At 71.8% G+C, this 26,222-nt stretch carries 21 protein-coding genes; 16 read left to right on the plus strand and 5 right to left on the minus strand.

What is annotated here, in order from left to right:
• Positions 1 to 118 precede the first annotated feature (118 nt).
• Both ACIBCM_RS02260 and ACIBCM_RS02265 read left to right on the plus strand, forming a co-directional pair.
• Positions 119 to 1,150, plus strand: a complete 1,032-nt coding sequence (locus ACIBCM_RS02260; RefSeq protein WP_399239189.1) for an NlpC/P60 family protein — start codon at positions 119 to 121, stop codon at positions 1,148 to 1,150.
• Between the two features lie 28 nt (positions 1,151 to 1,178).
• The gene (locus ACIBCM_RS02265; RefSeq protein ID WP_399239191.1) at positions 1,179 to 2,429 is read left to right on the plus strand and encodes a hypothetical protein; all 1,251 of its coding nucleotides are present in this window, start codon (positions 1,179 to 1,181) and stop codon (positions 2,427 to 2,429) included.
• Positions 2,430 to 2,569: 140 nt separating this feature from the next.
• Here the strand turns inward: ACIBCM_RS02265 and ACIBCM_RS02270 are convergent, their stop codons facing one another.
• On the minus strand, positions 2,570 to 3,856 hold the full coding sequence (locus ACIBCM_RS02270; protein WP_399239193.1) for a glycosyltransferase 87 family protein: 1,287 nt from the start codon (positions 3,854 to 3,856) through the stop codon (positions 2,570 to 2,572).
• A gap of 155 nt (positions 3,857 to 4,011) precedes the next feature.
• Here ACIBCM_RS02270 and ACIBCM_RS02275 point away from each other — a divergent pair, with 155 nt between their 5' ends.
• Positions 4,012 to 5,166, plus strand: a complete 1,155-nt coding sequence (locus ACIBCM_RS02275; protein WP_399239195.1) for a glycosyltransferase family 4 protein — start codon at positions 4,012 to 4,014, stop codon at positions 5,164 to 5,166.
• Positions 5,167 to 5,320: 154 nt separating this feature from the next.
• Positions 5,321 to 6,940, plus strand: a complete 1,620-nt coding sequence (locus tag ACIBCM_RS02280; protein ID WP_399239197.1) for a GMC oxidoreductase — start codon at positions 5,321 to 5,323, stop codon at positions 6,938 to 6,940.
• 223 nt (positions 6,941 to 7,163) lie between these two features.
• Here ACIBCM_RS02280 and ACIBCM_RS02285 read toward each other — a convergent pair whose 3' ends face one another.
• Positions 7,164 to 8,960 (minus strand): AMP-dependent synthetase/ligase, encoded by a 1,797-nt coding sequence (locus ACIBCM_RS02285; RefSeq protein WP_399239199.1) that lies wholly within the window; start codon positions 8,958 to 8,960, stop codon positions 7,164 to 7,166.
• 310 nt (positions 8,961 to 9,270) lie between these two features.
• On the opposite strand from ACIBCM_RS02285, the gene ACIBCM_RS02290 reads away from it, so the two are divergent.
• The 6 genes from ACIBCM_RS02290 to ACIBCM_RS02315 all read left to right on the plus strand — a co-directional run bounded on the left by ACIBCM_RS02290 (position 9,271) and on the right by ACIBCM_RS02315 (position 15,257).
• Positions 9,271 to 10,050 (plus strand): metallophosphoesterase, encoded by a 780-nt coding sequence (locus tag ACIBCM_RS02290; protein ID WP_399239201.1) that lies wholly within the window; start codon positions 9,271 to 9,273, stop codon positions 10,048 to 10,050.
• 352 nt (positions 10,051 to 10,402) lie between these two features.
• Positions 10,403 to 10,852: an SRPBCC family protein gene (locus tag ACIBCM_RS02295; RefSeq protein ID WP_399239203.1), complete on the plus strand. Its 450-nt coding sequence runs from the start codon at positions 10,403 to 10,405 to the stop codon at positions 10,850 to 10,852.
• Positions 10,852 to 12,078, plus strand: a complete 1,227-nt coding sequence (locus ACIBCM_RS02300) for an ArsA family ATPase (protein ID WP_399239205.1) — start codon at positions 10,852 to 10,854, stop codon at positions 12,076 to 12,078. The genes ACIBCM_RS02295 and ACIBCM_RS02300 overlap by 1 nt, the downstream gene beginning before the upstream one ends.
• Positions 12,079 to 12,161: 83 nt before the next feature.
• Entirely contained in the window at positions 12,162 to 12,656 is a 495-nt protein-coding gene (locus ACIBCM_RS02305; RefSeq protein WP_399239207.1) for a DUF5304 domain-containing protein, read from the plus strand.
• Between the two features lie 66 nt (positions 12,657 to 12,722).
• A complete protein-coding gene (locus ACIBCM_RS02310; RefSeq protein ID WP_399239209.1) occupies positions 12,723 to 13,664 on the plus strand; it encodes an ROK family glucokinase in 942 nt (313 codons plus the stop codon).
• Positions 13,665 to 14,483: 819 nt separating this feature from the next.
• Positions 14,484 to 15,257: an endonuclease/exonuclease/phosphatase family protein gene (locus ACIBCM_RS02315; RefSeq protein WP_399239211.1), complete on the plus strand. Its 774-nt coding sequence runs from the start codon at positions 14,484 to 14,486 to the stop codon at positions 15,255 to 15,257.
• 64 nt (positions 15,258 to 15,321) lie between these two features.
• Here ACIBCM_RS02315 and ACIBCM_RS02320 read toward each other — a convergent pair whose 3' ends face one another.
• Both ACIBCM_RS02320 and ACIBCM_RS02325 read right to left on the minus strand, forming a co-directional pair.
• Entirely contained in the window at positions 15,322 to 15,903 is a 582-nt protein-coding gene (locus ACIBCM_RS02320) for a hypothetical protein (RefSeq protein ID WP_399239213.1), read from the minus strand.
• Positions 15,896 to 16,675, minus strand: coding sequence for an alpha/beta hydrolase (locus tag ACIBCM_RS02325; protein ID WP_399239215.1), 780 nt, complete (start codon positions 16,673 to 16,675; stop codon positions 15,896 to 15,898). The genes ACIBCM_RS02320 and ACIBCM_RS02325 overlap by 8 nt, the downstream gene beginning before the upstream one ends.
• A gap of 273 nt (positions 16,676 to 16,948) precedes the next feature.
• On the opposite strand from ACIBCM_RS02325, the gene ACIBCM_RS02330 reads away from it, so the two are divergent.
• The 5 genes from ACIBCM_RS02330 to ACIBCM_RS02350 all read left to right on the plus strand — a co-directional run bounded on the left by ACIBCM_RS02330 (position 16,949) and on the right by ACIBCM_RS02350 (position 22,302).
• Positions 16,949 to 17,767: a lysophospholipid acyltransferase family protein gene (locus tag ACIBCM_RS02330; RefSeq protein ID WP_399239217.1), complete on the plus strand. Its 819-nt coding sequence runs from the start codon at positions 16,949 to 16,951 to the stop codon at positions 17,765 to 17,767.
• Positions 17,768 to 17,788: 21 nt separating this feature from the next.
• On the plus strand, positions 17,789 to 19,060 hold the full coding sequence (gene macS / locus ACIBCM_RS02335) for a MacS family sensor histidine kinase (protein WP_399239218.1): 1,272 nt from the start codon (positions 17,789 to 17,791) through the stop codon (positions 19,058 to 19,060).
• Positions 19,057 to 19,743, plus strand: a complete 687-nt coding sequence (locus ACIBCM_RS02340) for a response regulator (protein WP_399239220.1) — start codon at positions 19,057 to 19,059, stop codon at positions 19,741 to 19,743. Before macS ends, ACIBCM_RS02340 begins: the two co-directional genes overlap by 4 nt.
• Positions 19,744 to 19,943: 200 nt before the next feature.
• Positions 19,944 to 20,972 (plus strand): 6-phosphofructokinase, encoded by a 1,029-nt coding sequence (locus ACIBCM_RS02345; protein ID WP_399239222.1) that lies wholly within the window; start codon positions 19,944 to 19,946, stop codon positions 20,970 to 20,972.
• Between the two features lie 322 nt (positions 20,973 to 21,294).
• Positions 21,295 to 22,302, plus strand: coding sequence for a 2-hydroxyacid dehydrogenase (locus ACIBCM_RS02350; RefSeq protein WP_399239224.1), 1,008 nt, complete (start codon positions 21,295 to 21,297; stop codon positions 22,300 to 22,302).
• A gap of 46 nt (positions 22,303 to 22,348) precedes the next feature.
• Here ACIBCM_RS02350 and ACIBCM_RS02355 read toward each other — a convergent pair whose 3' ends face one another.
• The gene (locus ACIBCM_RS02355) at positions 22,349 to 24,271 is read right to left on the minus strand and encodes an anthranilate synthase family protein (protein WP_399239226.1); all 1,923 of its coding nucleotides are present in this window, start codon (positions 24,269 to 24,271) and stop codon (positions 22,349 to 22,351) included.
• A gap of 444 nt (positions 24,272 to 24,715) precedes the next feature.
• Between ACIBCM_RS02355 and ACIBCM_RS02360 the strand changes: the two genes are divergently transcribed.
• Positions 24,716 to 26,062, plus strand: a complete 1,347-nt coding sequence (locus tag ACIBCM_RS02360) for a class II 3-deoxy-7-phosphoheptulonate synthase (RefSeq protein ID WP_399239819.1) — start codon at positions 24,716 to 24,718, stop codon at positions 26,060 to 26,062.
• The last annotated feature ends 160 nt before the right edge of the window (positions 26,063 to 26,222 follow it).

Raw genomic sequence — 26,222 nt, forward strand, 5'->3', positions numbered from 1 at the left:
CTGTGGGTCTCCCGGCGGGGCGTCGTCGCGCCCGCCCGCCGGGGTCTTTGGCCGCACTGTAGTCGCCCGGCTACTGTCTGCCGCGCAATGTCCCCGTACGCGGAAGGGAGCGCGGCCCGTGGTGTCCCATCGACGGTCCTCACAGCCCGGTCTCACCCACGGTGCCCGGGTCACCGTCCTGTCGGCCGCCGCCGTGGCGACGGCCGCCGCGGCGTTCGGAGCCGCACCCGCCCTGGCCGACCCGCAGGGCTCGCCGGAATCGGCACGGGCCCGGGTGAACCGGCTGTTCGAGGAGGCCGAGCGGGCCACCGAGCGCTTCAACCGGGCCGATGAGCGCAGCGATCGGCTCCGTGAGCGGCTCACCGCGGCGCAGGACCGCGTGGCCCGCGGCCAGGAGCGCATCAACCGCATGCGCGGCGCGCTCGGTTCGGTGGCGGGCACGCAGTACCGGTCCGGCGGCATGGACCCCGCGCTCTCCCTGCTGCTCTCCTCCGACCCCGAGAACTATCTGGAAAAGGCCGAGCTGCTGGAACGCGTCAGCGAACGCCAGACCGTCATGCTCCGGGACTTCCGGTACACCCAGCGCCGGCTGCGCCAGGAACGCGCTGAAGCCGGACTCCATCTCGCCGATCTGGAACGCAGCCGGGCCGCCGTCGCCCGCCACAAGCGCGCCGTCGAGGGCAAACTCGCCCAGGCGCAGCGGCTGCTGAACTCCCTTCCGGTGAGCGAGCGCGCCGACTACGGCCGCACCGCCCGCTCCGGCCGCGCGCCCGTGCCGGGCCCGTCCGGCGGCGCGCCCGCCTCCGCCCGCGCCGCCACCGCGGTCATGGCCGCCCGCGGCGCCGTCGGCCGCCCCTATGTGTGGGGCGCCAACGGGCCCTCCGGTTTCGACTGCTCCGGGCTGACCCAGTGGTCGTACGCCCAGGCGGGCGTCTCCCTCCCGCGCACCTCGCAGGCCCAGCGGTACGCGGGCCGCCGGATCCCGCTCTCCCAGGCACGCCCCGGAGATCTGGTGGCCTACCGCGACGACGCCAGTCATATCGGGATGTACGTGGGCAACGGACAGGTCGTCCACGCGCCCTATCCCGGCGCCTCGGTGCGCTACGACCCCGTCGGGATGATGCCCGTCTCCTCGGTCACCCGGGTCTGAGCGGGGCTGCGTTCCGTACGATCGGCGGATGGCAGGACACAGGCGGCGGGGCGCGCCGCACCGGGCGGTACGGAGGGCGACGGGGCTCGGCCTCGCCGCGGCCCTCCTGGCCCAGGCGCTCCTGACCGGGTGCACCTCCGGGCCCACGGCGTCCGAGCACACCGTGGACGCCGTCCAGCAGGCGCTGGACGCCCGCGCGGCCGCCGTGCTCGCCCGCGACGAGAACGCCTATCTCGCCGCGCTCGCCCCCGAACTGGCCGAACTGCGGGCCGAGGAGCGCCGTCTGTTCCGCAATCTCGCGGATGTGCCGCTCGGCTCCTGGGACTACCGGGTGGCGAAGGTGGAGCGCGACGGCCCCAAAGCCGTCGCCCGGGCCGACCTCCGGTACCGCATCGCCGGATACGACACCGCGCCCGTGGCCGTGCCCCGCGTCCTGGAACTGGGGCTGCGCGACGGCCGCTGGTACGTGACGGCCGACCGGCCCGGCGAGGGCGCGGCCGAGCAGCTCTGGCAGCAGGGCGATGTCTCCGTCGTCCGCGGCCATCGCAGCCTGGTCCTCGCCGTGGACCAGGAGCCCGCCCGGCTCAGGGCCATCGCCGCCACCGCCGACCGGGCCGTACCCGCGGTCTCCGCCTCCTGGCCCAGCCCCTGGGCCCGGCGGGTCGTCGTCCTCGTCCCCGGCTCCGTGGAGGCGATGGGGGCGCTCCTCGGCACCCCGTCGGCGGGCTACCGGGGCATCGCCGCGGTCACCACGGGCGAGACCGGTACGACGGCGGCGGTGCCCGCGGACCGGGTGATCGTGAACCCCGCGGCGTACGGACTGCTGGGCGACTTCGGCCGGGACGTCGTCCTCACCCACGAGACCACGCATGTCGCCACCCGGGCCCACACCTCGTCCGCGACCCCCATGTGGCTCTCCGAGGGCTTCGCCGACTGGGTCGCCTACCGCGGCACCGCCCGTACGGCGGGCCAGAACGCGCCCGAGTTGCAGCGGGCCGTCCGCGCGGGCGACGTGCCCGCGGAGCTGCCGTCCGACGAGGACTTCTCCTTCGGGGGCGACGCGGAAGCGCTGGCGCGGGCGTACGAGGGCGGCTGGCTCGCCTGCGAGCTGATCGCCGAGCGGTGGGGGGAGGAGAAGCTGACGGAGTTCTACCGGGAGGTGGGCGGCGGGAAGCACCGGGCGTCAGCGCTGCGGAAGGCGATGTCGGACCTCCTGTCCACGACCCCGGAGGACTTCACGGCGCGATGGCGCGACCATCTGCGGGAACGGCTGGGGTAGCGCGGAGCGGGCGGGGCCTCCTGACGGGTCAGCACATCCAGGGGCACGGGCGCGGCGACCCCGCCCCAGGACGGGAGCGCCCGCCGTGCCCACCGGGTTCCGTACCGCGTCCGGCGGGCCCGCACCGTCCGCCCGATGCGTCACATCCGCCGGTCGGGCTCGCAGGGGGCGGCGGTGACGGCGGCCGGAGTCCGGGGCGCGGGGCCCGGGAGAGGGTCCCCGGCGGAGTCCGGGCCCGGGGGGAGGTCCGCGCGGGCCGTCGTACGCCAGAGCCTCGCGCAGGCCACCACCGTCGCCGCCACCAGCAGACCGTTGCGCACCACCAGCAGCGACACCCCCAGCGCGTCGCTCGACACCACATGCGCGAACCAGACGGGGAACTCCAGCACCGTCACCCCGGCCGCCGCGAGGACCAGCCAGGCCGGCAGCGCCATCCGGCTGGCGCGGAAGACGAGGCAGACGGCGGCCAGACCGATGAGCCAGAGCAGATACTGGGGGCTGATGACCCGGCTCGTCGTCGTGAAGAGCAGCACCGCCGCGAACGCCGCGTCACACGGTGTCCCCGGCCCGAACCGCCGTACGCACATCCGCCACACCACCAGCCAGCCCAGCGCCGCCGCCGCCAGGAGAAGCGCGAGGGACGAGACCAGGGGCACATGGGGGCCGAGGAACTCGACGGAGCCGTAGTTGAGGGTGACCTGCCCCTGCCAGCCGAAGCGGCGGGCCGCGTGGAAGACCAGCGCGCCCAGCGACTCGATCTCGGTGCCCCGGTCGCGCTGGTGGGTGAGAAAGCCGAGCGCGCCCGGCATCGTCATCAGGAACACCGCCGTCAGTCCGGCCGCCACCGCGGCCGCCGTGCCCCACGCGCGCCGGGTGGCCCGTCCGCGCTCCACCCCCACCAGCAGCAGGACCGGCCAGACCTTGAGCAGCGCGCCGAACGCGGCCAGCGCCCCGAGGACCCGTGGCCGCCGGGCGCCCGCCAGCAGCGCGGCGACGGCGACCGCCGTGACCATCAGGTCGTAGCGGGCGTACGCGGTGGGTCCGAGCAGCGGTACGCCCCAGGTCCACACCCAGGCCCCCCGCCGGGACGCCCCGCCGCGCCCGCCCGCGTACAGCAGCATGCCGAGCACCACCGCGTCGCAGAGCAGGACGAGTACGAAGAACGCCGGGGTGTAGCCGAGGAACGGCAGCACCACGGGGGAGAGGATCGCGAGTGCCGCGGCGGGCGGGTACTGCCAGGTCACATCGTCCAGAGGGAACGTTCCGGTCCGGAGGATTTCGTACCATCCCCGGTAGATCACCGAGACATCGGCGGTGACGTCCGGCCCGGGGAACACGACGATCTTGAAGACGAAGAGCAGCAGTGCCGTCCTGGTGAGGAGCCACACGGTGAGGATCCGCCGGGTGCCGCTGCTTCTGTCCGTCATGGGCGCCTCATCCATTTCAGCCATTTCGACCATTTCATGCCGAATGATGAAGTGCCCATGATGCAGGGCGGGGAGGTGCCCGGACCGGGAGGCGGGGCCGGGCCGCGTCCGCCGGGCGCGGTGGAGCCCCGGGATTTCGGTACTGTCGGCCCACGATGCACAAGACCCTGATCGTGACCAATGACTTTCCGCCCAGGCCCGGCGGTATCCAGGCGTTTCTGCACAACATGGCGCTGCGGCTGGACCCGGACCGCCTCGTCGTCTACGCCTCCACCTGGAAGCGCGGGCGTGAGGGCGCCGAGGCCACGGCCGCCTTCGACGCCGAGCAGCCGTTCACCGTCGTACGGGACCGTACGACGATGCTGCTGCCCACCCCCCGGGTCACCCGCAGTGCCACCGCCCTGCTGCGGGAGCACGGCTGTGAGTCGGTGTGGTTCGGGGCGGCGGCGCCGCTCGGGCTGATGGCCCCCGCCCTGCGCCGGGCCGGTGCGCGGCGGCTCGTCGCCACCTCGCACGGCCATGAGGCGGGCTGGGCCCAGCTGCCCGCGTCCCGGCGGTTGCTGCGCAGGATCGGCGAGGGCACGGACACGATCACCTATCTGGGGGAGTACACCCGTTCCCGTATCGCCGCCGCGCTGACCCCGCAGGCGGCCGCCCGTATGGTCCAGCTGCCGCCGGGGGTGGACGAGAAGACCTTCCACCCGGACTCGGGCGGTCACGCCGTACGGGAGAATCTCGGCCTCAGCGACCGGCCCATCGTCGTCTGTGTCTCACGGCTGGTGCCCCGCAAGGGCCAGGACACCCTGATCCTGGCGATGCCCGCGATCCTGGCGCAGATCCCGGACGCCGTCCTCCTGATCGTCGGCGGCGGACCGTACGAACGGGATCTGCGCTCACTGGCGGACGGGAAGGGGGTCGCCGGCTCGGTCCGCTTCACCGGTCCGGTCCCCTGGGACCGGCTGCCCGCCCACTACGGCGCCGGTGATGTGTTCGCCATGCCCTGCCGTACCCGCAGGGGCGGTCTGGATGTCGAGGGCCTCGGGATCGTGTATCTGGAGGCGTCCGCGACCGGGCTGCCGGTCGTCGCGGGCGACTCCGGCGGCGCGCCCGACGCCGTGCTCGACGGGGAGACCGGCTGGGTGGTCCGCGGCGGCACCGACCCCGAGCGGGTGGGGGAGTGCGCCGAGCGGATCGTGGCGCTGCTCCAGGACCCGGAGCTGCGGCGGCGGATGGGTGAGCGGGGCCGGCGGTGGGTCGAGGACACCTGGCGCTGGGACCTGCTGGCCGAGCGGGCGCGCGTGCTGCTCTGAGCGGCGGGACCGCTGCCCCGGGCAGTGGCCGTCCGGTGGGGCCCGTTTGCCTCAACGGACCTGTGTCCCGGCGGTGTTGATTATATTGACGGTTCATCAGATTCTCTTTCCCCCGGGTCTGGGCATCGCACCGGATCTCGCTCACGATCGGCCTATGACTCCACAACTGACACGCCGTCAAATCCTGGGGGCGGGGGCCCTCCAGACCGCCGCCGTCCTCGGGTTCACCCGTATCGGCCTCTCCTCGGCCGCCGCCGTCGAGCCACCGGCCGCCGACAACGCCCCCGCCGTTGTCATCGGCTCCGGCTACGGCGCCGCCGTGGCCGCCCTCCGGCTCGGCCTGGCGGGCGTCCGTACGATCGTCCTGGAGATGGGCCGGCTCTGGGACACCCCCGGCCCGGACGGGAAGATCTTCTGCGCCACCACCGCTCCCGACCATCGCTCCATGTGGTTCCGTACCCGTACCGAGGCCCCGATCGGCACCTTCCTCTGGCTCGATGTGGTCAACCGGAACATCACTCCGTATCCGGGCGTCCTCGACCGGGTCGGCTACGGCGACATGTCCGTCTACGTGGGCCGCGGGGTCGGCGGCGGTTCGCTGGTCAACGGAGGCATGGCGGTCACCCCGCCCCGCGCGTACTTCTCCGAGGTCCTCCCGGGCGTCGACGCCGACGGGATGTACGGCACCTACTTCCCGCGCGCCCGGCAGATGCTGGGCGTCAACGACATCGACCCGGCCTGGTTCGAGTCCACCGAGTGGTACCGCTTCTCCCGGATCTCCCGCAGACACGCCCACAACGCCGGGCTGCGCACCGTCTTCGTGCCCAACGTCTACGACTTCGATTACATGCGGCGCGAGGCCGCGGGCCAGGTCACCAGGTCGGCGCTGGCCGGGGAGGTCATCTACGGCAACAACCACGGCAAGCGCAGCCTCGACAAGACGTATCTCGCCGCCGCGCTCGCCACCGGCCGGGTCACCATCGAGACGATGAGCCGGGCCAGGGCGATCCGCCGGGACCCCGGCGGCGGTTACGTCCTCACCGTCGACCGCTCGGACCTCACCGGACGGGTCACCGAAACCCGCGAGATCGGCTGCACCCGGCTCTTCCTCGGCGCGGGCAGCCTCGGCACCACCGAACTCCTGCTGCGCGCCCGCGAGACGGGGGCCCTGCCCGATCTCAGCACCGAGGTCGGCCGGGGCTGGGGACACAACGGCAATGTGATGACCGCCCGCGCCAACCACCTCTGGGACACGGTCGGCGCGAACCAGTCGACCATGCCCGCGATGGGCATCGACGACTGGGCCAACCCCGCCAACCCCGTCTTCGCGGAGATCGCGCCCCTGCCGATGGGCCTGGAGCACTGGATCAGCCTCTATCTGGCGATCACCAAGAACCCGGAGCGCGGCACGTTCACCTATGACGCGGCGACCGACTCGGCCCGGCTGAACTGGACCCGCTCGCAGAACCAGCCCTCCGTCGACGCCGCGAGATCTCTCTTCGACCGGATCAACCGGGCCAACACCACGATCTACCGCTACGACCTGTTCGGCGGGAACCGGACCTTCGCCGACGACTTCACCTACCACCCGCTCGGCGGCTGCGTCCTGGGCCGGGCCACCGACGCCTACGGCCGGGCCAGGGGGTACGGCGGTCTGTACGTGGTGGACGGCTCGCTGGTGCCCGGCTCGATCGGCGTCAATCCGTTCGTCACCATCACGGCGCTCGCGGAGCGCAATATGGAGCGGATCATCCAGGAGGACATCGCGGCCTGAGCGCGCGGCGGATCCGGGGACCCGTTCGGACGAGCGGGTCCCGTTCCGGGGCGCCCCCAGGGCCCGTTCCCGGGCGCCCTCCCCGGGTCCCGTTCCCGGCCCGGGAACCCCTTCCGGGCACCTGGTTCGGTCTCCTTTTCGGGGCGCCCTTCCCGGGCACCTGCCCAAGGCCCCCTTCCGGGGAGCCTTTCCCAGGTCCCCGTTCCCGGGCGCCCTTCGCGGGTCAACTCCGGTAGATCGCCTCGATCTCGTCCGCGAAGTCCTTGGCCACCACATTCCGCTTGAGCTTCAGCGAGGGGGTGATGTGACCGGCCTCCTCGGTGAACCCCGTGCCCAGGATGCGGAACTTCCGCACCGACTCCGCCTTGGACACGGCCGCGTTGCCGTCGTCGACCGCCCGCTGGATCTCGGCCTGCAACTCCGGGTCCTCACGCAGCGAGGCCGCCGTCGAACCGGCGGGCTTGCCGTGGTCCGCGGCCCACCGGCCGAGGAACTCCTCGTCCAGTGTGATCAGCGCGCCCACGAAGGGCCGCCCGTCGCCCACCACCATGCACTCCGCGACCAGCGCGTGCGCGCGGATACGGTCCTCGATCACCGCGGGAGCGACGTTCTTGCCGCCCGCGGTGACCAGGATCTCCTTCTTGCGGCCGGTGATCGCGAGATAGCCGTCCTCGTCGAGCGTGCCGATGTCACCCGTGTGGAACCAGCCGTCCTTCAGCGCCTCCGCCGTCGCGGCCTCGTTGTTCCAGTAGCCCGAGAACAGGTGGTCACCGTGCAGCAGGACCTCGCCGTCGTCCGCGATCCGCACCACCGTGCCCGGCATCGGCTGCCCGACCGTGCCGATCTTCTGCCGGTCCCAGGGGTTGAAGGAGGTCGCGGCGCACGACTCCGTGAGGCCGTACCCCTCCAGCACCGTGAAGCCGATGCCCCGGAAGAAGTGCCCCAGACGCTCGCCCAGCGGCGCTCCGCCGGAGATCGCGTACTCCCCGCGCCCGCCCAGCACGGCACGCAGCTTGCCGTAGACCAGCCTGTCGAACACCATGTGCCCGAGCCGCAGTCCCAGCGACGGGCCCCTGGGGGTGTCCAGCGCCCGGCTGTAGTCGATCGCGATCCCCGCGGCCTTGTCGAAGATCCTGCCCTTGCCGTCGGCCCGCGCCTTGGAGCGCGCCCCGTTGTACACCTTCTCGAAGACGCGCGGCACCCCGAGGATCAGCGTCGGACGGAAGGAGGCCAGTTCCTCGGTGAGGTTCTTGACGTCGGGGACACAGCCGAGCTTGATCGGCGCCATCACGGCCGCCACCTCCACCAGCCGGCCGAAGACATGGGCGGCGGGCAGGAAGAGCAGCACGGAGCAGTCGTTCGTACGGAAGAGGGGTTTGAGGCGTTCGACCGCGTTCCCGCACTCCGCGAAGAAGCTGCGGTGGGTCAGCACACAGCCCTTGGGGCGGCCGGTGGTGCCCGAGGTGTAGACGATCGTGGCCGGGTCGTCGGCCCTGGCCTTCGCGCTGCGCTCGTCCACGGTGGCGTCCGGGACCCCGGCGCCCGCCGTGACCAGCGCCTCCACCCCGCCGTCGTCGATCTGCCAGATCTCCCGCAGCAGCGGCAGCCGGTCCCGTACGGACTCCACGGCGGCGACATGCGCCCCGCTCTCCACGATGGCCGCGACCGTGCCCGAATCCTCCAGGATCCAGGACACCTGCTCGGGCGAACTGGTCTCGTACACAGGGACGGTCACCGCCCCGGCGCTCCAGATCGCGAAGTCCAGCAGCACCCACTCGTAGCGCGTACGGGACATCAGGGCCACCCGGTCACCGGGGGCGATGCCCGCGGCGATCAGCCCCTTGGCCGCCGACCGCACCTCCGCGAGGAACTCCTTCGCGGTCACATCGGTCCAGGCGCCCGCGACCTTGCGGCTCATCACCGCGACCTCGGGATGCTGAGCGGCGTTGCGGCGGATGAGATCGGTCAGATTGCCGTCGGCAGGCACCTCGTACAGGGCCGGAAGGCTGAACTCGCGCAAGACAGCTGCTCCTCATCGGGCGCCGGCGCCACGGCTCCGTGTGCCGCGCCGACTGCGGTCCATGATCGGGCAGGGTGCTCCGGGGGTGAGCACGGTTGGACTGCCCGGACGTTACCCATCAGTAGTCGGTTACGGATAGGGGGTTCCGGCCAGATGTTCTCTGCGTCACACATACCGTCATACGGATACGGCCATGCGTGGCTCAGAGCAGTCCCACGGTAGTCCACCCGCGCGGTGCCCGGAAGCATGACCGGTCCGTCCCCTCTGTCCAGTCACGACGGCCGCGCCTAGGGTGATCGCCATGGGAGGCATGCGGGTGAAGACACGGGTGAACGTGGTCAGTGACGTACACGGCAATGCCAAGGATCTCGCCATCGCGGGCGACGGCGCGGACGCGCTGATCTGCCTCGGCGATCTGGTCCTGTTCCTCGACTACGCGGACCACTCGCGCGGGATCTTCCCCGATCTGTTCGGCGTCGAGAACGCCGATCTGATCGTCGGGCTGCGTACGGCCCGCCGCTTCGACGAGGCCCGGGAACTGGGCCGCAGGCTCTGGGCCGCACTGGACATGGACCGTGAGACCGCCATCGAGTCGGCCGTCCGGCGCCAGTACGCCGAACTGTTCGCGGCCTTCCCCACCCCGACGTACGCCACCTACGGCAATGTCGACATCCCCGATCTATGGCCCGAGTACGCGCGCCCCGGCGTCACCGTCCTCGACGGCGAACGGGCCGAGATCGGCGGACGGGTCTTCGGCTTCGTCGGCGGGGGACTGCGCACCGCCATGCGCACACCGTACGAGATCTCCGACGAGGAGTACGCGGCCAAGGTCGAGGCCCTCGGCGAGGTGGACGTCCTGTGCTCCCACATCCCGCCCGAGGTGCCGGAGCTGACCTATGACACGGTCGCCCGCCGCTTCGAGCGCGGCAGCCCCGCCCTGCTGGACGCGATCCGCCGCACCCGGCCCCGGTACGCCCTCTTCGGCCATGTCCACCAGCCGCTCGTCGCCCGCATGCGGGTGGGCGCGACGGAGTGCGTGAACGTGGGGCACTTCGCGTCGACCGGGCGCCCCTGGACACTGGAGTGGTGAGCGCGTGGCGGGCCGGACAACGGCGGCCGTGCTTCTGAGCGTTGGGCCGCCCGCCCTCCGGGCGCCCGGCCGGCGGTGGCCGTGACGGCGGTCCGGGCCACCCGGCGGTGACGGCGGCGCCCCCCGGGGGCTACCGGCGGTGACGGCGACCGTGGTGGCCGCGGTGGCGGTGGTGACCGTGATCCTGACGGGCCCGTACCGCCTGCCGTGACCGCCGGTGGTGACCGACCGCGCCCCGCCCTCTGACCGGCCGGGCGGCGCCCGCACCAGGGACCGTGAGTCCCCTCACTCGCGATAGCCTTCACAGCACACATTCACCCCGGTCGGTACCGCACTGTGAGGAGCCGCAGCGATGGCGGAACACACCAGCTCGAGCATCACCATCGAGGCGGCACCGGCCGAAGTCATGGGAGTGATCTCCGACTTCGACCGCTACCCCGACTGGACCGGTGAGGTCAAGCAGGCCGAGGTCGTCTCCCGGGACGACGAGGGCCGCGCGGAGCAGGTCCGTCTCGTCCTCGACGCCGGCGCGATCAAGGACGACCACACCCTCGCGTACACCTGGAACGGCGAGAACCAGGTCAGCTGGACCCTGGTGAAGTCCCAGATGCTGCGCGCCATCGACGGCTCGTACACCCTCCGGCCGGTCGGCGGCGGCGATCGCACCGAGGTCACCTACCAGCTGACCGTCGACGTCAAGATCCCCATGCTCGGGATGATCAAGCGCAAGGCCGAGAAGGTCATCATCGACCGCGCGCTGGACGGACTGAAGAAGCGCGTCGAGAGCGGACACCAGGTCTGATGCGCAGGGTCCTCGTCACCGGCCTCGGCGGCGCGGGCCGTACGACGATCGCCGCGGCGACCGCGCTCGCCGCCGCCGGACGCGGCCGGCGCGCGCTCTTCCTGTCCACCGCGCCGGGCGAGATCCTCGGGGCGCCGCTTCCGGCGGAGCCCGTGGAGATCACGGACGGGCTGTGGGCGGCCCGGATCGACACAGCGGCCGGCTTCCGGGCCGAGTTCCTCTCCCTCCAGGAGCGCGGTGCGACCGCGCTCGACGTCCTCGGCGCGGCCCGGCTCAGCGGCGAGGAACTGACCGAACTCCCCGGCAGCGAACAGTTCGCCCTGCTCAGGGCCCTGACCACGGTCACAGCGGGTGACTGGGACGTGGTCGTGGTGGACATGCCCCCGCTGCACGAGACGATCGCCCTCCTCGCCCTGCCCGAGCAGCTGCGCCGCTATCTCCGCCGGCTGCTCCCGCCCGAACGGCAGGCCGCCCGCGCCCTGCGCCCGGTCCTCGCCCAGCTCGCCGGGGTCCCGATGCCCGCGCAGTGGCTGTACGAGACCACCGCCCGCTGGGACGCGGAACTCGCCGCCGCCCAGGCCCTGATCGAGTCCCCCGACACCCCCCTGCGTCTGGTCGCCGAGCCCGGCCCGGCCGCCGCCGACGCCCTGCGCACCGCCCGCCCGGGGCTCGCCCTGCACGGACTGCGGGTCGACACCCTCGTCGCCAACCGCGTACTGCCCCGGCACTCCGCCGACACCTGGCTCGCCGGCCTCGCCTCCCAGCAGGAGAAATGTCTGCACGAGTGGGCCGGGGAGTGGGCGCCGGGCGCCTCGCTCCGTGAGATCCCCCACGCCGGACGTGACCCCCGGGGCCCCGCTGACCTCGCCCTTCTGGACACCGCCGCACCGCCCGCGGGTGCCCGGGACGCCGGCGGTCCCGTGGACGGCGGGCTCGCCGCGGGTCTCGACCGGACCGGCCGGGGACCGGCGGCAGCACCGGACGACATCGAGGACCGCCGCGAGGAGGAAGGCATCCTGCTGTGGAAGATCCCGCTGCCCGGAGCGGTCAAGGACGACTTGGGGCTCGTCCGCCGGGGAGACGAACTGCTTCTCACCGTCGGCCCGTTCCGCAGGATCGTTCCCCTGCCGTCCGTGCTCCGCCGCTGCACCGTCTCCGGCGCGGCCCTCGCGGACGGGAACCTCACCGTCCGTTTCACCCCCGACCCCGGGCTGTGGCCGCGCTGACGCTGAACGGTACGCGGCCGTTCGGGTAACGTCGAGCGTACGAGAGCCACTGCCGATTCAACGCCCCTGTGCAGGAGTACGCCATGAGCGATGCCACCGAGCGTCCCGACGCCGACGCGTGGGCCGACGCGTGCGCCGAGGACCTAGCGGAAGAGAAGGCCCGCCGCCGCGCCCAGTACGGACCGCAGCCCGGCTCGGCCTCCGAGGAGCTGCGCAAGCTGTTCGGCGCGGTCGCCGACAAGGTCTCCGAGTTCCAGGGCTCGCTGCCGGGGATCGCCGCCCAGAGCGCCGTCCAGCAACTGGTGAATCAGGCCAAGTCGGCCGTCGAGCCGGTCATCGAGCGCAACCCCCGGGTCTTCGACCATCTCGCCGCGGCGGGCGGGGAACTCCTCGCCGCGTACCGCTCGGCGGTCGAGGGCCATGAGCGCCGCTGGACCCAGGGCCCGTCCTCCCCATCCTCTTCTTCCTCCGCTTCCTCTTCCGCTTCTTCGTCTTCTTCCCCGTCCTCGTCGTCGAAGGACGGGGAAGGCCCCCGTGACCAGGACCCCGGTCCCGGCGAGCAGATCGATCTCGACTGACCGGTTGAGCACGCTCCCTCCGGTACGGTTGGCCATAGCGGGGTTCGACCGAAATCTGAGGGACACATGGGACTCACCATCGGCGTCGACATCGGCGGTACGAAGATCGCGGCGGGCGTGGTCGACGAAGAGGGCAGCATCCTCGAAACACATACGGTGCCCACCCCGTCGACCCCCGGCGGCATCGTCGAGGCGATCTGCTCGGCCGTCGCCGGAGCGGGCAAGGGGCACGACATCGAGGCCGTCGGCATCGGCGCGGCCGGATACGTCGACGACAAGCGCGCCACGGTCCTGTTCGCACCGAACATCGACTGGCGCCACGAGCCGCTGAAGGACAAGGTCGAGCAGCGCGTCGGCCTCCCCGTCGTCGTCGAGAACGACGCGAACGCGGCGGCGTGGGGCGAGTACCGCTTCGGCGCGGGCCAGGGCCACCACGATGTCATCTGCATCACCCTCGGTACCGGGCTCGGCGGCGGGATCATCATCGGCAACAAGCTGCGCCGGGGACGCTTCGGTGTGGCCGCTGAGTTCGGCCATATCCGGGTGGTGCCGGACGGCCTGCTCTGCGGCTGCGGCAACCAGGGCTGCTGGGAGCAGTACGCCTCCGGCCGGGCTCTCGTCCGTTACGCCCGCCAGCGCGCCAACGCCACCCCGGAGAACGCCCGGATCCTGCTCGGCCTCGGCGACGGCACCCTCGACGGCATCGAGGGCAGGCACATCAGCGCGGCGGCCCGCCAGGGAGACCCCGTCGCCATCGACTCCTTCCGCGAACTCGCCCGATGGGCCGGGGCCGGTCTCGCCGACCTCGCCTCCCTCTTCGACCCCTCCGCCTTCATCATCGGCGGCGGCGTCTCCGACGAGGGCGAACTGGTCCTCGACCCCATCCGCAAGTCCTTCCGCCGCTGGCTCATCGGTGCCCAATGGCGCCCCCACGCCCAGGTCCTCGCCGCCCAACTCGGCAACAAGGCGGGCCTCGTGGGCGCGGCGGACCTCGCCCGCCACGGCTGACACCCCAGCGCCCGGTGCCCTCCCACCGGGTGTCCCGCCCCAGGCGTACGAGGTGAACGCGGGGTGCTCCAGGCCCTGATGGCGCCCGGGGCGCGGGGAGGCTTCCCAGCCCCGCCGCCGTTCGAGGCTGAGGGCTGAGGGGCACTTCCAGCCCCGCCGCCCTTTGAGGCGCGGTTTCCGGGGCGGAGCCCCGGGTGGGGCCTGTGCTTCTCGGGCTGGAAATTGAGGGCGCGGGGTCTTTTCCGCCGGAACCCCGGGGCGTGAGGAGGCCGGGTGCCCCTTCTCGCCGGACCCCTGGGGCGGGGGGAGGTATTTTCAGCCTCGCCGGCGTTTGAGGCGCGGGGTCCGGGGCGGAGCCCCGGGTAGGGCCCGCGCCTCTTGGGCCGGGAGCTGAGGGGCGTGGGGTCTTTTCCCGCTGGAACCCCGGGGCGTGAGGAGACCGGGTGCCTCTGGCCTCTTGGGCCGGGAGCCGAGGGGCGTGGCGTCTGTTCTCGCCGGTTCCTGGGGCGGGGGAGGCCGGGTGCGCCTTCTCGCCGGAACCCTGGGGCGCGGGGGAGGTATTTTCAGCCTCGCCGGCGTTTGAGGCGCCGGGTCCGGGGCGGAGCCCCGGGAAGGGCCCGCGCCTCTCGGGCCGGAAAACACGGCGCGGCGCCCGGCCCCGCCGGACCCCCGGCCCGCGACGGCCCGCGAAACCTCAGCCTCGCCGGCGTTTGAGGCGCGGGACCCCGGGACCGCCTCCCGAAACCACCCCCCGCACCCACCCGCGCCCCACGGACAGACCTCACGCCCGGCCACCCGCCCAAACCGTAAGGTACCCGCATGCCGACCCCGCTCCCTCCCTCCCGTACCGACCGCGACGGCTCCGCCGTCATCCGCGTACTCAGCTACAACATCCGCTCCCTCAGGGACGACGAGGACGCCCTCGCCCGTGTCATCCGCGCCTGCGAGCCCGACCTCGTCTTCGTCCAGGAGGCGCCCCGCTTCTTCCGCTGGCGCAAACACGCCGCACGCCTCGCGGCCAAGACCGACCTGGTCGTGCTGTCCGGCGGGGCGACGGCGTCGGGGCCCCTGCTGCTGTGCTCACTGAGGGCGACCGTCGAGAGGACGGAAGACGTACTGCTGCCGCTGACCCGGGGCCTCCACCGCCGGGGCTTCGCGACGGCGGTCGTACGTTTCGGAGGCGCCCGCGTCGGAGTGCTCAGCTGCCATCTGAGCCTGGACGCGGAGGAACGTTACGCACACTCCGGGCTGCTCCTCGACCGCCTCGCGGCCATGGACGCGCCGTACACCATCGCGGCCGGGGACATCAACGAGCCGCCCACGGGCCGGAGTTTCCGGCGGATCGCCGCCGGGCTCCAGGACTGCTGGACGGCCGAGCCCTGGGGCGGTGAGCACACCTTCCCGCACACCGGCCCGAACAGCCGTATCGACGCGGTCTTCGCAAGCAGGGGAGTGGAGGTACTCGGCTGCGGTGTGCCGTCGGGCCTCCCGGGGGTCACACCGGACGACCTGAGCGCGGCCACCGACCATCTCCCGGTCCTGGCCGCGCTCAGGATCCCCGCGGCCAAGGTGCCGGCACCGCAGACCCGGTGATCCGACCTCTCGTCCGTACGAGCGCGGGGCCGCCGGGGCTCACGGCCCCTCGACCGCCAGCGCCCTAGACCACCGCGCCCCGCCCCGGATCGTCCTCCTCGTCGTCGCCGTGCGCCATCCTGGCCACCAGCGTCGCGAAGCCGCCGAGGAAGCCGCCGACGCACAGCGTGGTCAGCCACCAGGTCATCTCCCACCCCAACAGGACGGCGACCAGCATCATCACCGGCCCGCCGATCACCGCGAGCCAGGCGAACCTGGCCGTGACATCGGCCTCCGGCAGCGGCGGCGGCTCCGGCGGCACGAAGTGCCCCTCGTCGCTCTCGTCCAGGTCGTCGTCCTTGGGCTCGGCGACCGAATAGTCCCGGGGCCCTCCGCCGCCGACCCCGGGCGCGAAGACGACCGAGCTGCCGAGCGCGGGCCCGTCCGCGCCGGAACCGGCGTCGCCGTCCGCGTCCGAACCCGGCTTCCGTCTGTCCGGCTTCTCGTTGAGATCGCCTTCGAGCAGGGCGAGGTCCTCCACCGACTTGAACGGCTTGGCACCGGGCGGGTCCGCCGGCTCATCGCCGTACCCCGCGACGATGGCGGCCCAGGCCGCCTCCTCGTCGATGGGCTGCGGCTCAGGGTCCGCGTCGTGCTGCTCAGCCACCAGTCGTGCTCCCTTTCTTCCCCGTACTCGGAGCGAGCCGGCCGATCAACGCGTGACTCTCCTCGAAAATCCGCTCCGCATCATGGTCCAACGTCGCGACGTGGTAGCTCTGTTCCAGCAGAATCTCGGTGACATCGGTGGAGGAGACCCGGCTGAGGATCCGGGCCGAGTCGGCGGGCCTGACGACATGGTCCCGCGGGCTGTGCAGCAGCACCAACGGCTGGGTGACCTGGGGCAGCTCACCGTCGAGGAGCCGCAGAAAATTCCGCAGGGAGTTCGCCGCGTGCAGCGGGATCCGGTCGTATCCCACCTCCACCGCGCCCTCCCTGGCGATGTCGCTGGTGATCCCGGGCGTCGTCCGTACGAGATGGCGTACGACGGGGAGCGCGTACGCCGCCGGTCCGTGCAGCTTGTTCACGGGGTTGACGACGACGATGCCGCTGATCGCGTCCCCGTGCTCCGCCGCGAGCCGGAGGGTGAGCGCCCCGCCCATCGAGAGCCCGAAGACGAAGACGCGGCGGCAGCGCCCGGTCAGCTCGCGCAGCGCGCGGTCCACCTCCGCGTACCAGTCCTGCCAGCCGGTGAGCTGCATGTCCTGCCAGCGGGTGCCGTGGCCCGGGAGCAGCGGCAGCGAGACGGTCAGCCCGCGCTCCGCCAGATACTCGGCCCAGGGGCGCAGCGACTGCGGTGAGCCGGTGAATCCGTGACAGAGGAGGACGCCGTCCTCTCCGCCCTCGTGGTGGTACGGCTCGGCTCCGGGAAGGACCGGCACCGGGATCTCCTTTCAGGGGGCTCGGGCCCACGCCGAGACCGGGGAACGCGACAGCCCGTGGCGGGCGGCGGCGTACGGCTCGGAAGTGGTACCTCACGGTACGCGACGGCACTGACACCGACCAGGTCCGCTGCCCTCTGCATGCCCCTGACATGGCCGTCCCGCGTCTGCCGGATCCCGTACACGGCGGCGGACCCCGGCACCGGCCCGGTACGGGGACCCCGGGCCCACCTCGGGTTAAGGTCGGAACGACAGCGACAGGAGGCACACGAGTTGATCTACGGCGCAATGAAGTTCTCCCTCGGAGGCGGCCTGAAGCTTGCCTTCAGGCCCTGGGTGGAGGGGCTGGAGAACATTCCCGCGGAGGGGCCGGCGATCCTCGCGAGCAACCATCTGTCCTTCTCCGACTCGTTCTTCCTGCCCGCGGTGCTGGACCGCAAGGTGACCTTCATCGCCAAGGCGGAGTACTTCACCTCGCCGGGAGTCAAGGGCAGGCTCACCGCGGCCTTCTTCAAGGGCGTCGGCCAGCTCCCGGTGGACCGCTCCGGAGTGCGGGGAGCGGGCGAGGCGGCGATCAGGGCCGGAATCGAGGTGCTGGAGGACGGCGGGCTCTTCGGTATCTACCCCGAGGGCACCCGTTCCCCCGACGGCCGTCTCTACCGGGGCAAGCCCGGCGGCCTCGCGCGCGTGGCCCTCGCCACCGGCGCACCCGTCGTCCCGGTCGCGATGATCGACACCGAGAAGATCCAGCCGCCCGGCAAGGTCGTCCCCAAGCTGATGCGCCCGGGCATCCGGATCGGGGAACCCCTGGACTTCAGCCGTTACCGGGGCCTGGAGGGGGATCGTTTCATCCTGCGCTCGGTGACCGACGAGGTCATGTACGAGATCATGAAGCTCTCCGGACAGGAGTACGTCGACATCTACGCCACGGCGGCCAAGAGGCAGCTCGCCGAGCAGCGGAAGCCGGCCGGTGGAACACGGGAGGGCGCCACGGCACCCGCGGCGGGGAGCGACGGTTCCGCGCGGCCGGTGGCGGCGGAGCGCACGGCACGGACGAGCGACACGGCAAGGACGAGAGACAAGAGCGCGTAGCGTCGCGGGGGAGTGGGGGGCATGGCCAGGCGCGAGCGAGTCGTGCGGATGTCGGTGGAGCTGCCGCTGTGGCGTGCGCTCGCCGGCTACCGCGTACTGACCATGACCTACGCGGTACTGATCTTCGTCTTCGCCCGCGACACCTTCGAGCGCCCCTGGGTCGCGGCCGGCTTTCTCTCCGTGATGTCCGTATGGACCCTGGCCACCCTGCCCAGGGTGCTGAGCGCCAACCGCTGCACCAAGCCGTTCCTCGCCGCCGATCTGACGATCGCGCTCACCGGCATTCTGCTCACCCCCCTCGCCGACGTCCACGCGCGGCAGAACGAAGGGCCGACGCTGCCCTCGATATGGACGGCGGGCGCCGTCCTCGCGTTCGCGCTCAAGGGAGGCTGGCGCTGGGCCGCCTTCGCGTCCTCCCTGGTCGCCGCGGCCAATATCGCCCAGCGCGGCTCTCCCAGCCAGGACACGCTGCACAATGTGCTGCTCGTCTGGGTCGCGTCGATCGCGATCGGCTATGTCGTCGAGGTCGCCCGGGCCTCCGAGCGGACCCTCGCCCGCGCCCTGGAGATCGAGGCGGCGTCCCGTGAGCGGGAGCGGCTGGCCCGTGACATCCACGACAGCGTGCTCCAGGTGCTGGCGATGGTGCAGCGGCGCGGTACGGCGATCGGCGGTGAGGCTGCCGAGCTGGGGCGGATGGCGGGGGAGCAGGAGATCGCGCTGCGCACCCTGGTCTCCAGCGGCCTGGTGCCAACCACCCGTACCTCCGAGGACGTCTCGATGGGCGCGGTGGTCCGTACGGTCGACGTCGACGAGGCGGCCGACGAGGCCGGGGAGTGCGATCTGCGGTCGCTGCTCGCCCACCACAGCGGGCCGAAGGTGACGTTCTCGGAGCCGGGAGCGCCGGTGATGCTCCCGGCCGCCGCGGCCACCGAACTCGCCGCCGCCGTCAGTGCCGCCCTGGACAATGTCGGACAGCACGCGGGGGAGGACGCCCACAGCTGGATCCTGGTCGAGGACTGGACCGACGAGGTGATCGTCACGGTCCGGGACGACGGCCCCGGGATCCCGGAGGGACGTCTCGCCCAGGCGGAGGGGGAGGGCCGCCTCGGGGTCGCCCTCTCGATCCGCGGCCGGCTGCGGGATCTCGGCGGCACGGCCGAGCTGGTCTCGGTGCCGGGGCAGGGCACCGAAGTCGAATTGAAGGTTCCGAGAGTTCCGCAGACGCCGAAGTCTCCGAGGACACCGAAGACGCAGAAGTCTCCGAAGACCCCTCGGGGGAAGGACAGGGCATGACCGAGCAGGAGAATCAGCCGACCCGGGTGATGGTCGTCGACGACCATCCGATGTGGCGGGACGCGGTGGCGCGGGATCTGACCGCCGCCGGTTTCGACGTGGTGGCGACGGCGGGCGACGGGCAGCAGGCCGTCCGCCGGGCCAGGGCCGTGGTGCCCGATGTCCTCGTCCTCGATCTGAACCTGCCGGAGAAGCCCGGCGTCCAGGTCTGCAAGGAACTGGTCGGCACCCTGCCCGGACTGCGGGTCCTGGTCCTGTCCGCCAGCGGTGAGCACGCGGATGTGCTGGAGGCGGTGAAGTCCGGCGCGACCGGCTACCTCCTCAAGTCGGCGAGTACGGACGAACTGACCGACGCGGTACGCAGGACCGCCGCCGGCGATCCCGTGTTCACCCCCGGCCTCGCGGGACTGGTGCTCGGTGAGTACCGCAGGCTCGCCACCGACCCCGCGCCCGCGGCCGGGCCCGACGAGCCCAAGGCGCCCCGCCTCACCGACCGGGAGACCGAGGTGCTGCGGCTGGTCGCCAAGGGACTGTCGTACAAGCAGATCGCCGAGCGGCTCGTCATCTCCCACCGCACCGTCCAGAACCATGTGCAGAACACCCTCGGCAAGCTCCAGCTCCACAACCGGGTGGAACTGGTGCGCTATGCGATAGAGCGCGGACTCGACGACGCGGACGCCTGAGGCGTACGCCCCCGGGGTACGGTCGGCTTTCCGCCGCCACCCCGCTCGTACGAGTGAATGCCCTGGTCACGGGGATCCCCGGGCTGGGCCGTGAACACCATGTACCGCAGGCGGTATTGACCTTCGCTCCCTTCTCGTAGTGACCTGGATCACCATTAGCGTGACGGTCCTAGGGCTCATCAGGCGAAGGGAAGTTTTCCATGCGCGTAGGAGTACTGACCGGGGGCGGCGACTGCCCCGGCCTCAACGCGGTCATCCGCGGTGTCGTCCGCAAGGGTGTCCAGGAGTACGCGTACGAGTTCACCGGCTATCGCGACGGCTGGCGCGGCCCCCTGGAGGGCGACGCGGTCACGCTCGACATCCCGGCCGTCCGGGGCATCCTGCCCCGGGGCGGCACCATCCTCGGCTCTTCGCGCACCAATCCGCTCAAGGCGGAGGACGGCATCCGCCGTATCAAGGACAACCTCGCCAAGGCGGAGGTCGACGCACTGATCGCGATCGGCGGCGAGGACACCCTCGGCGTCGCCGCGCGTCTCCACGACGAGTACGGCGTTCCGTGCGTCGGTGTCCCCAAGACCATTGACAACGATCTGTCCGCCACCGACTACACCTTCGGCTTCGACACCGCTGTCGGTATCGCCACCGAGGCGATCGACCGGCTGCACACCACCGCCGAGTCGCACAGGCGCGTCCTGGTCGTGGAGGTGATGGGGCGCCACGCGGGCTGGATCGCCCTGCACTCCGGACTCGCCGGCGGTGCCAATGTCATCCTCATCCCGGAGCAGCGCTTCGACATCGACCAGGTCTGCGCGTGGGTGACCTCGCGCTTCCGGGCCACCTACGCCCCGATCGTCGTCGTCGCCGAGGGCGCCATGCCCAAGGACGGCGACGCGGTGCTCAAGGACGGCTCACTGGACTCCTTCGGACATGTGCGGCTCTCCGGCGTCGGCGAGTGGCTCGCCAAGGAGATCGAGCGGCGTACCGGCAAGGAGGCCCGCACCACGGTGCTCGGTCATGTGCAGCGCGGCGGCACACCGAGCGCGTTCGACCGCTGGCTCGCCACCCGCTTCGGGCTGCACGCCATCGAGGCCGTACGGGACGGGGACTTCGGCAAGATGGTCTCGCTGAAGGGAACGGACATCGTGCGCGTCCCGATCTCGGACGCGACCGCCCGCCTCAAGACCGTCGACCCGAAGCTGTACGAAGAGGTCGGCGTCTTCTTCGGCTGACGTCCGCCCGTTCCGCCCGGCCGATGCACAGGCGGCACCGGCTTCCGGCCGGACGCGGAGCCCTGGCGCACTCGCCGGCGGCGACAGGCGACCGGGAAAGCCGTCCGGCGGATCCGCCCGCGAACCCGCCCGCGGATCCGACCGCGAACCCGACCGCGAAACCGCCTCCGACGCCGACGACGAGGGTTCGGGCTCCCGCTCCCGCTCCGGCTCCGGCGATCCGCACCCCACCCACCCGTTGACCGGCGCCGTCGAGCTGTGGGCCGTATATTCACACCGTGTCCGGCCCACAGCTCACCTTTCGGGACAAGCGGGAGAGAACGTGGAGATCCTTGCCTTCGGTGTCCAGGCCGACGAGCAGCCGCTGATCGAGAAGGCGTTCGAGGCAGTTCCCGGCCTCACCGTCCGCTGTCTGGACGTCTTTCTCACCGAGGACACCGCCCCCATCGCCGCCGACCACGAGATCATCTCCACCAGCGTCAACGCCAATCTGAGCGCCCGGGTCCTCCAGACCCTCGCCGTCGGCGGTACGCAGATGGTCGCCCAGCGCTCCACCGGCTTCAACAACATCGACCTGGACGTCGCCGAGCGCCTCGGCCTCACGATCGCCCGGGTCTCGTACTACTCGCCGTACTCCGTCGCCGAGTTCGCCTGGACCCTCGCGATGGCCGTCAACCGCCGGATCGTCCGGGCGGCGGGCCGCACCCGCGACTTCGACTTCCGGCTCGACGGCCTGCTGGGCCGCGACTTCCACGGCCGGACCGCCGGAGTGATCGGCACCGGCAGGATCGGCGAGGCGTTCACCCGTATCGCCCACGGCTTCGGCATGGAACTGCTCGGCTGGGACATCGCCGAGAACCCCGCCTGTACCGCCCTGGGCATGACCTATGTCGACAAGGACGAACTGCTCGCCGCCTGCGACCTGGTCAGCCTGCATGTGCCGCTGCTGCCCGAGACCCACCACCTCATCGACGCAGGGGCACTGCGGACGATGAGGGACGACGCGATCCTGGTGAACTCCAGCCGTGGCGGGCTGATCGACACGGACGCGCTGGTCGGTGAGTTGCGCAAGGGCCGGTTCACCGGGGTGGGGCTCGATGTGTACGAGGCGGAGGCCGGGCTCTTCTTTCTCGACAAGTCGATGGAGGCGATCACGGACGACACCCTGGCCCGGCTGGTCACCTTCCCGAACGTGCTGGTCACCTCGCACCAGGCGTACTACACCGGGGACGCGGTCGGCCAGATCATCGAGACGACCGTCCGGAACGTGATCGACTACCGGGACGGCCGCCGGTCCGGGAACGTCCTCGTCCCGGCGGCCGTCGGCTGACGTCCGCGGACGCCGTCCGGCGTCCAACGCGGTCAGCCGTCCGCTCTCAGGGCCTGCGGAGCACCGAACCCGCCAGCAGCCCGGCGACCACGCCCGGTCCGTTCAGCGTCAGCACCGACTCCGGATGGAACTGCACCGAGGCGAAGCCCGGCGCGCGCAGGGCGTGGACCTCGTCGTTCGACGGATCACGCGCGACCTCCACCGAGCGGGCGGCCAGCTCCGCCGCCGTCCTCGCGTCGCAGCGCGCGGTGAAGCTGTTGTAGAAGCCGACCGTCTCCTCGCTGCCGAAGAAGTCGATCCGCTCCTGTGCCCCCTGATACGGCTCGTCCTTGCGCACGATGCCGAGACCCAGCTCGGCCGCGATCAGCTCATGGCCGAGGCAGACACCCAGCACCCCGTGCGGGTGGGACCACAGCAGCTCCGCGGTGAGCTCGCGCAGCAGACGCATCTTCGGATCGGCGCCGTCGGAGGGATCGCCGGGTCCGGGTCCCAGCACCACCGGACCCGGATGGGCCAGGACGGTCTCCCGCAGCCCGGGACCCGTCGGGTCGTCGTAGCGGCGGACCGTCACCTCCAGCCCCGTGGACCGCAGCAGATGGGCCAGCATCGCCGTGAAGGTGTCCTCGCCGTCCACGACCAGGGCATGCCCCCGCAGGGTGTCGCCGCGCTCCTGCATCCGCAGCCAGAACGGTGCGAGGGCGGCCCGCCGGGCGTCCAGGCGGGCGCGCACCCGGGGGTCGTCGGCCAGCCGGGGGCGCTCGGCCTGCTCGCGCGGGCGCCCGGGGCGTACGCCCAGCGCCGCCAGCACCCCGGCCGCCTTGGCATGGGTCTCGGCGACCTCGCCGAGCGGGTCGGAGTGGCGTACGAGGGTGGCGCCGACGGCCACCCGCAGCCCGCCCCCGGCGTCGATGTCGGCGGTACGGATCAGAATGGGGGAGTCGAGGGTCTGAGCGCCGTTCGCGTCCTTCCCGATCAGCGCCAGCGCACCCGCGTAGTAGCCGCGCCCGGCCCCGTCCGGACCGGCGGGCTCGTAGCGCTCGATGACCCGGCACGCGTTCTGCACGGGCGATCCGGTGACCGTCGCCGCGAACATCGTCTCCTTCAGCACCTCCCGTACATCGAGTGACGAACGACCCCGCAGCTCGTACTCGGTGTGCGCGAGATGGGCCATCTCCTTGAGCCGGGGCCCGACGACGACCCCGCCCATGTCCCCGACGGTGCACATCATCTTCAGTTCCTCGTCGACGACCATCGACAGCTCGTCGCGTTCCTTGCGGTCGTCGAGGAAGCGCAGCAGCGCGTCGGCGTCCGGGCCCTCGGGCGGGTAGCGGAAGGTGCCGCTGATGGGGTTCATCACGACCGTGCCGCCGCTCATCCGCACATGCACCTCGGGGCTCGCGCCGACGAGGGTGCGTTCTCCCGTGTGCACGACGAAGGTCCAGTACGCGCCGCGCTCGCCGTCCAGCAGCCGCCGGAAGAGCGCGAGGGCGTCCGCCCGCCCGAAGCCCGGGATACGGCCGGTGTAGGTGCGGCGGATGACGAAGTTGGCGCCCTCGCCGCTGCCGATCTCGTCGTCGATCACCCGCCGCACGATGTCCGCGTAGGCGTCGTCCGGGACGTCGAAGCCTCCGTCCTCGACCCCGACCCCATGGGCCGGGAGCTTCGCCAGGGCCTCGGCGAGCGGGATCTCGTACGACTCGTCCGCGACCAGGACGCTCAGCGGGGTGCCGTCGTCGCGTACGTCGAAGCCGCGCTCCCTGATCTGCCGGAACGGCACGAGGGCGAGGGAGGGGCGCCCGGAGAAGACGGGCAGTTCGGCGAGCGTCGCTGTCTCATGGACCGAGCCGGTCATGATCTCGACGATGTCGTGATCATGACCAGGGGTACGCCTGCGCAGCAGGGCGAAGGGGCGGTCGCCGTGCAGAATCCGGGCGAGGGGGCAGTCGGAGGGCGGCTGGGTGCTGGTCATCCGGTGGGTTCCTTCCGGGCGGGAGGGGGAGGAACGACCGGCTCCGGCGAACCCCGGGGGATCCCGGGAAGCACGGAAGGCCGCCCCTCGGGCGGCCTTCGCGATTCGGGTACGCGCAGTCAGTGGGCCGCCGGATGAGCGGTCCACCACCACTGGTAAGGGGTCGGGTGCGCGTACATGCCGCGAACTGTAGCGCACCGGGGGCGCCGGACGGTACGGGCCCGGCGGTGCGGTGCGGGTCTTGCCGGCGGCCGTGCGGATCCGATGGGCGGTGGTGCGAACGTGGGCCGAGGGACCGCCGGGCACGGGGTCCCGCCGGCCCTGTTCTCCGGCGGACGGCGTGATGACGGTATGCCCGGCATACGGAATGCTGGACTTCACGTCTCACTTACTGGGCGGTCGAAGGTACGTACGCCATGACCCCGTACTGTTGGCGGCGTGACCGTGAACGCTAAGACCACCCCTGCCGGTGGCAACACCTGGCGAGACCTGCCCGCGGCGCAGCAGCCCGAGTACCCGGATGCCGAGGCTCTGCGCGATGTGATCGCCGAGCTCGAAAGCTATCCTCCGCTCGTCTTCGCCGGTGAGTGCGACCAGCTGCGCGCCCGGATGGGTGCCGTCGCCAGGGGCGAGGCGTTCCTGCTCCAGGGCGGTGACTGCGCCGAGGCATTCGACGCGGTTTCGGCCGATCACATCCGCGCGAAGCTGAAGACGCTGCTCCAGATGAGCGCCGTTCTGACGTACGCGGCCTCCGTGCCCGTCGTCAAGGTCGGACGCATCGCCGGCCAGTACTCCAAGCCGCGCTCCAAGCCGACCGAGACCCGCGACGGTGTGACGCTCCCGACCTACCGGGGCGACTCCGTCAACGGCTTCGACTTCACCGAGGCGGCCCGTATCCCGGACCCCGAGCGGCTGAAGCGGATGTACAACGCCTCCGCCTCCACGCTCAACCTGGTGCGCGCCTTCACCACCGGCGGTTACGCCGACCTGCGACAGGTGCACGCCTGGAACCAGGACTTCGTGAAGTCGTCCCCCTCGGGCCAGCGCTACGAGCAGCTCGCCCGTGAGATCGACAACGCGCTGAACTTCATGGAGGCCTGCGGTACCGACCCGGCCGAGTTCCGCGCGGTCGAGTTCTACGCCTCCCACGAGGCGCTGCTGCTCGACTACGAGGGCGCCCTGACCCGTACCGACTCGCGCACCGGCGAGCTGTACGACACCTCGGGCCACATGGTCTGGATCGGCGAGCGCACCCGGCAGCTGGACGGGGCGCACATCGAGTTCGCCTCGAGGATCCGCAACCCCATCGGCATCAAGCTCGGTCCGACGACGACCGTCGACGAGGCCCTGACGTACATCGACCGGCTGGACCCGGAACGCGAGCCGGGCCGGCTGACCTTCATCGTCCGCATGGGCGCCGACAAGGTCCGCGACAAGCTCCCCGAGCTGGTCGAGAAGGTCACCGCCTCCGGTGCCACCGTGGCCTGGGTGACCGACCCGATGCACGGCAACACCTTCGAGGCGGCCTCCGGCCACAAGACCCGCCGCTTCGACGACGTCCTCGACGAGGTCAAGGGCTTCTTCGAGGTCCACAAGGAGCTGGGCACACACCCCGGCGGTATCCATGTGGAGCTGACCGGTGACGATGTCACCGAGTGCGTGGGCGGCGGCGACGAGATCTTCGTCGACGATCTCCACCAGCGCTACGAGACCGCCTGCGACCCCCGTCTCAATCGCAGCCAGTCCCTGGATCTGGCCTTCCTGGTCGCCGAGATGTACCGCGACCAGTGAGCTGACCAGCGATCTTCCCGGCATGGGAGTGGGGGGGGGGGGCGCGGGGCCCCCCCCCCCCCCCCCCGTTTTGCCCCCCGCGCCCCAGGGGCAGGTGTGGGTGGAGATCCCCAAGATGGGGGGGGCGGGCCCCCCCAAGACAGCGGGGGGGGGGACCCCG

It is taken from the genome of Streptomyces sp. NPDC051018, from assembly GCF_044456085.1.
GTDB lineage: Bacteria > Actinomycetota > Actinomycetes > Streptomycetales > Streptomycetaceae > Streptomyces.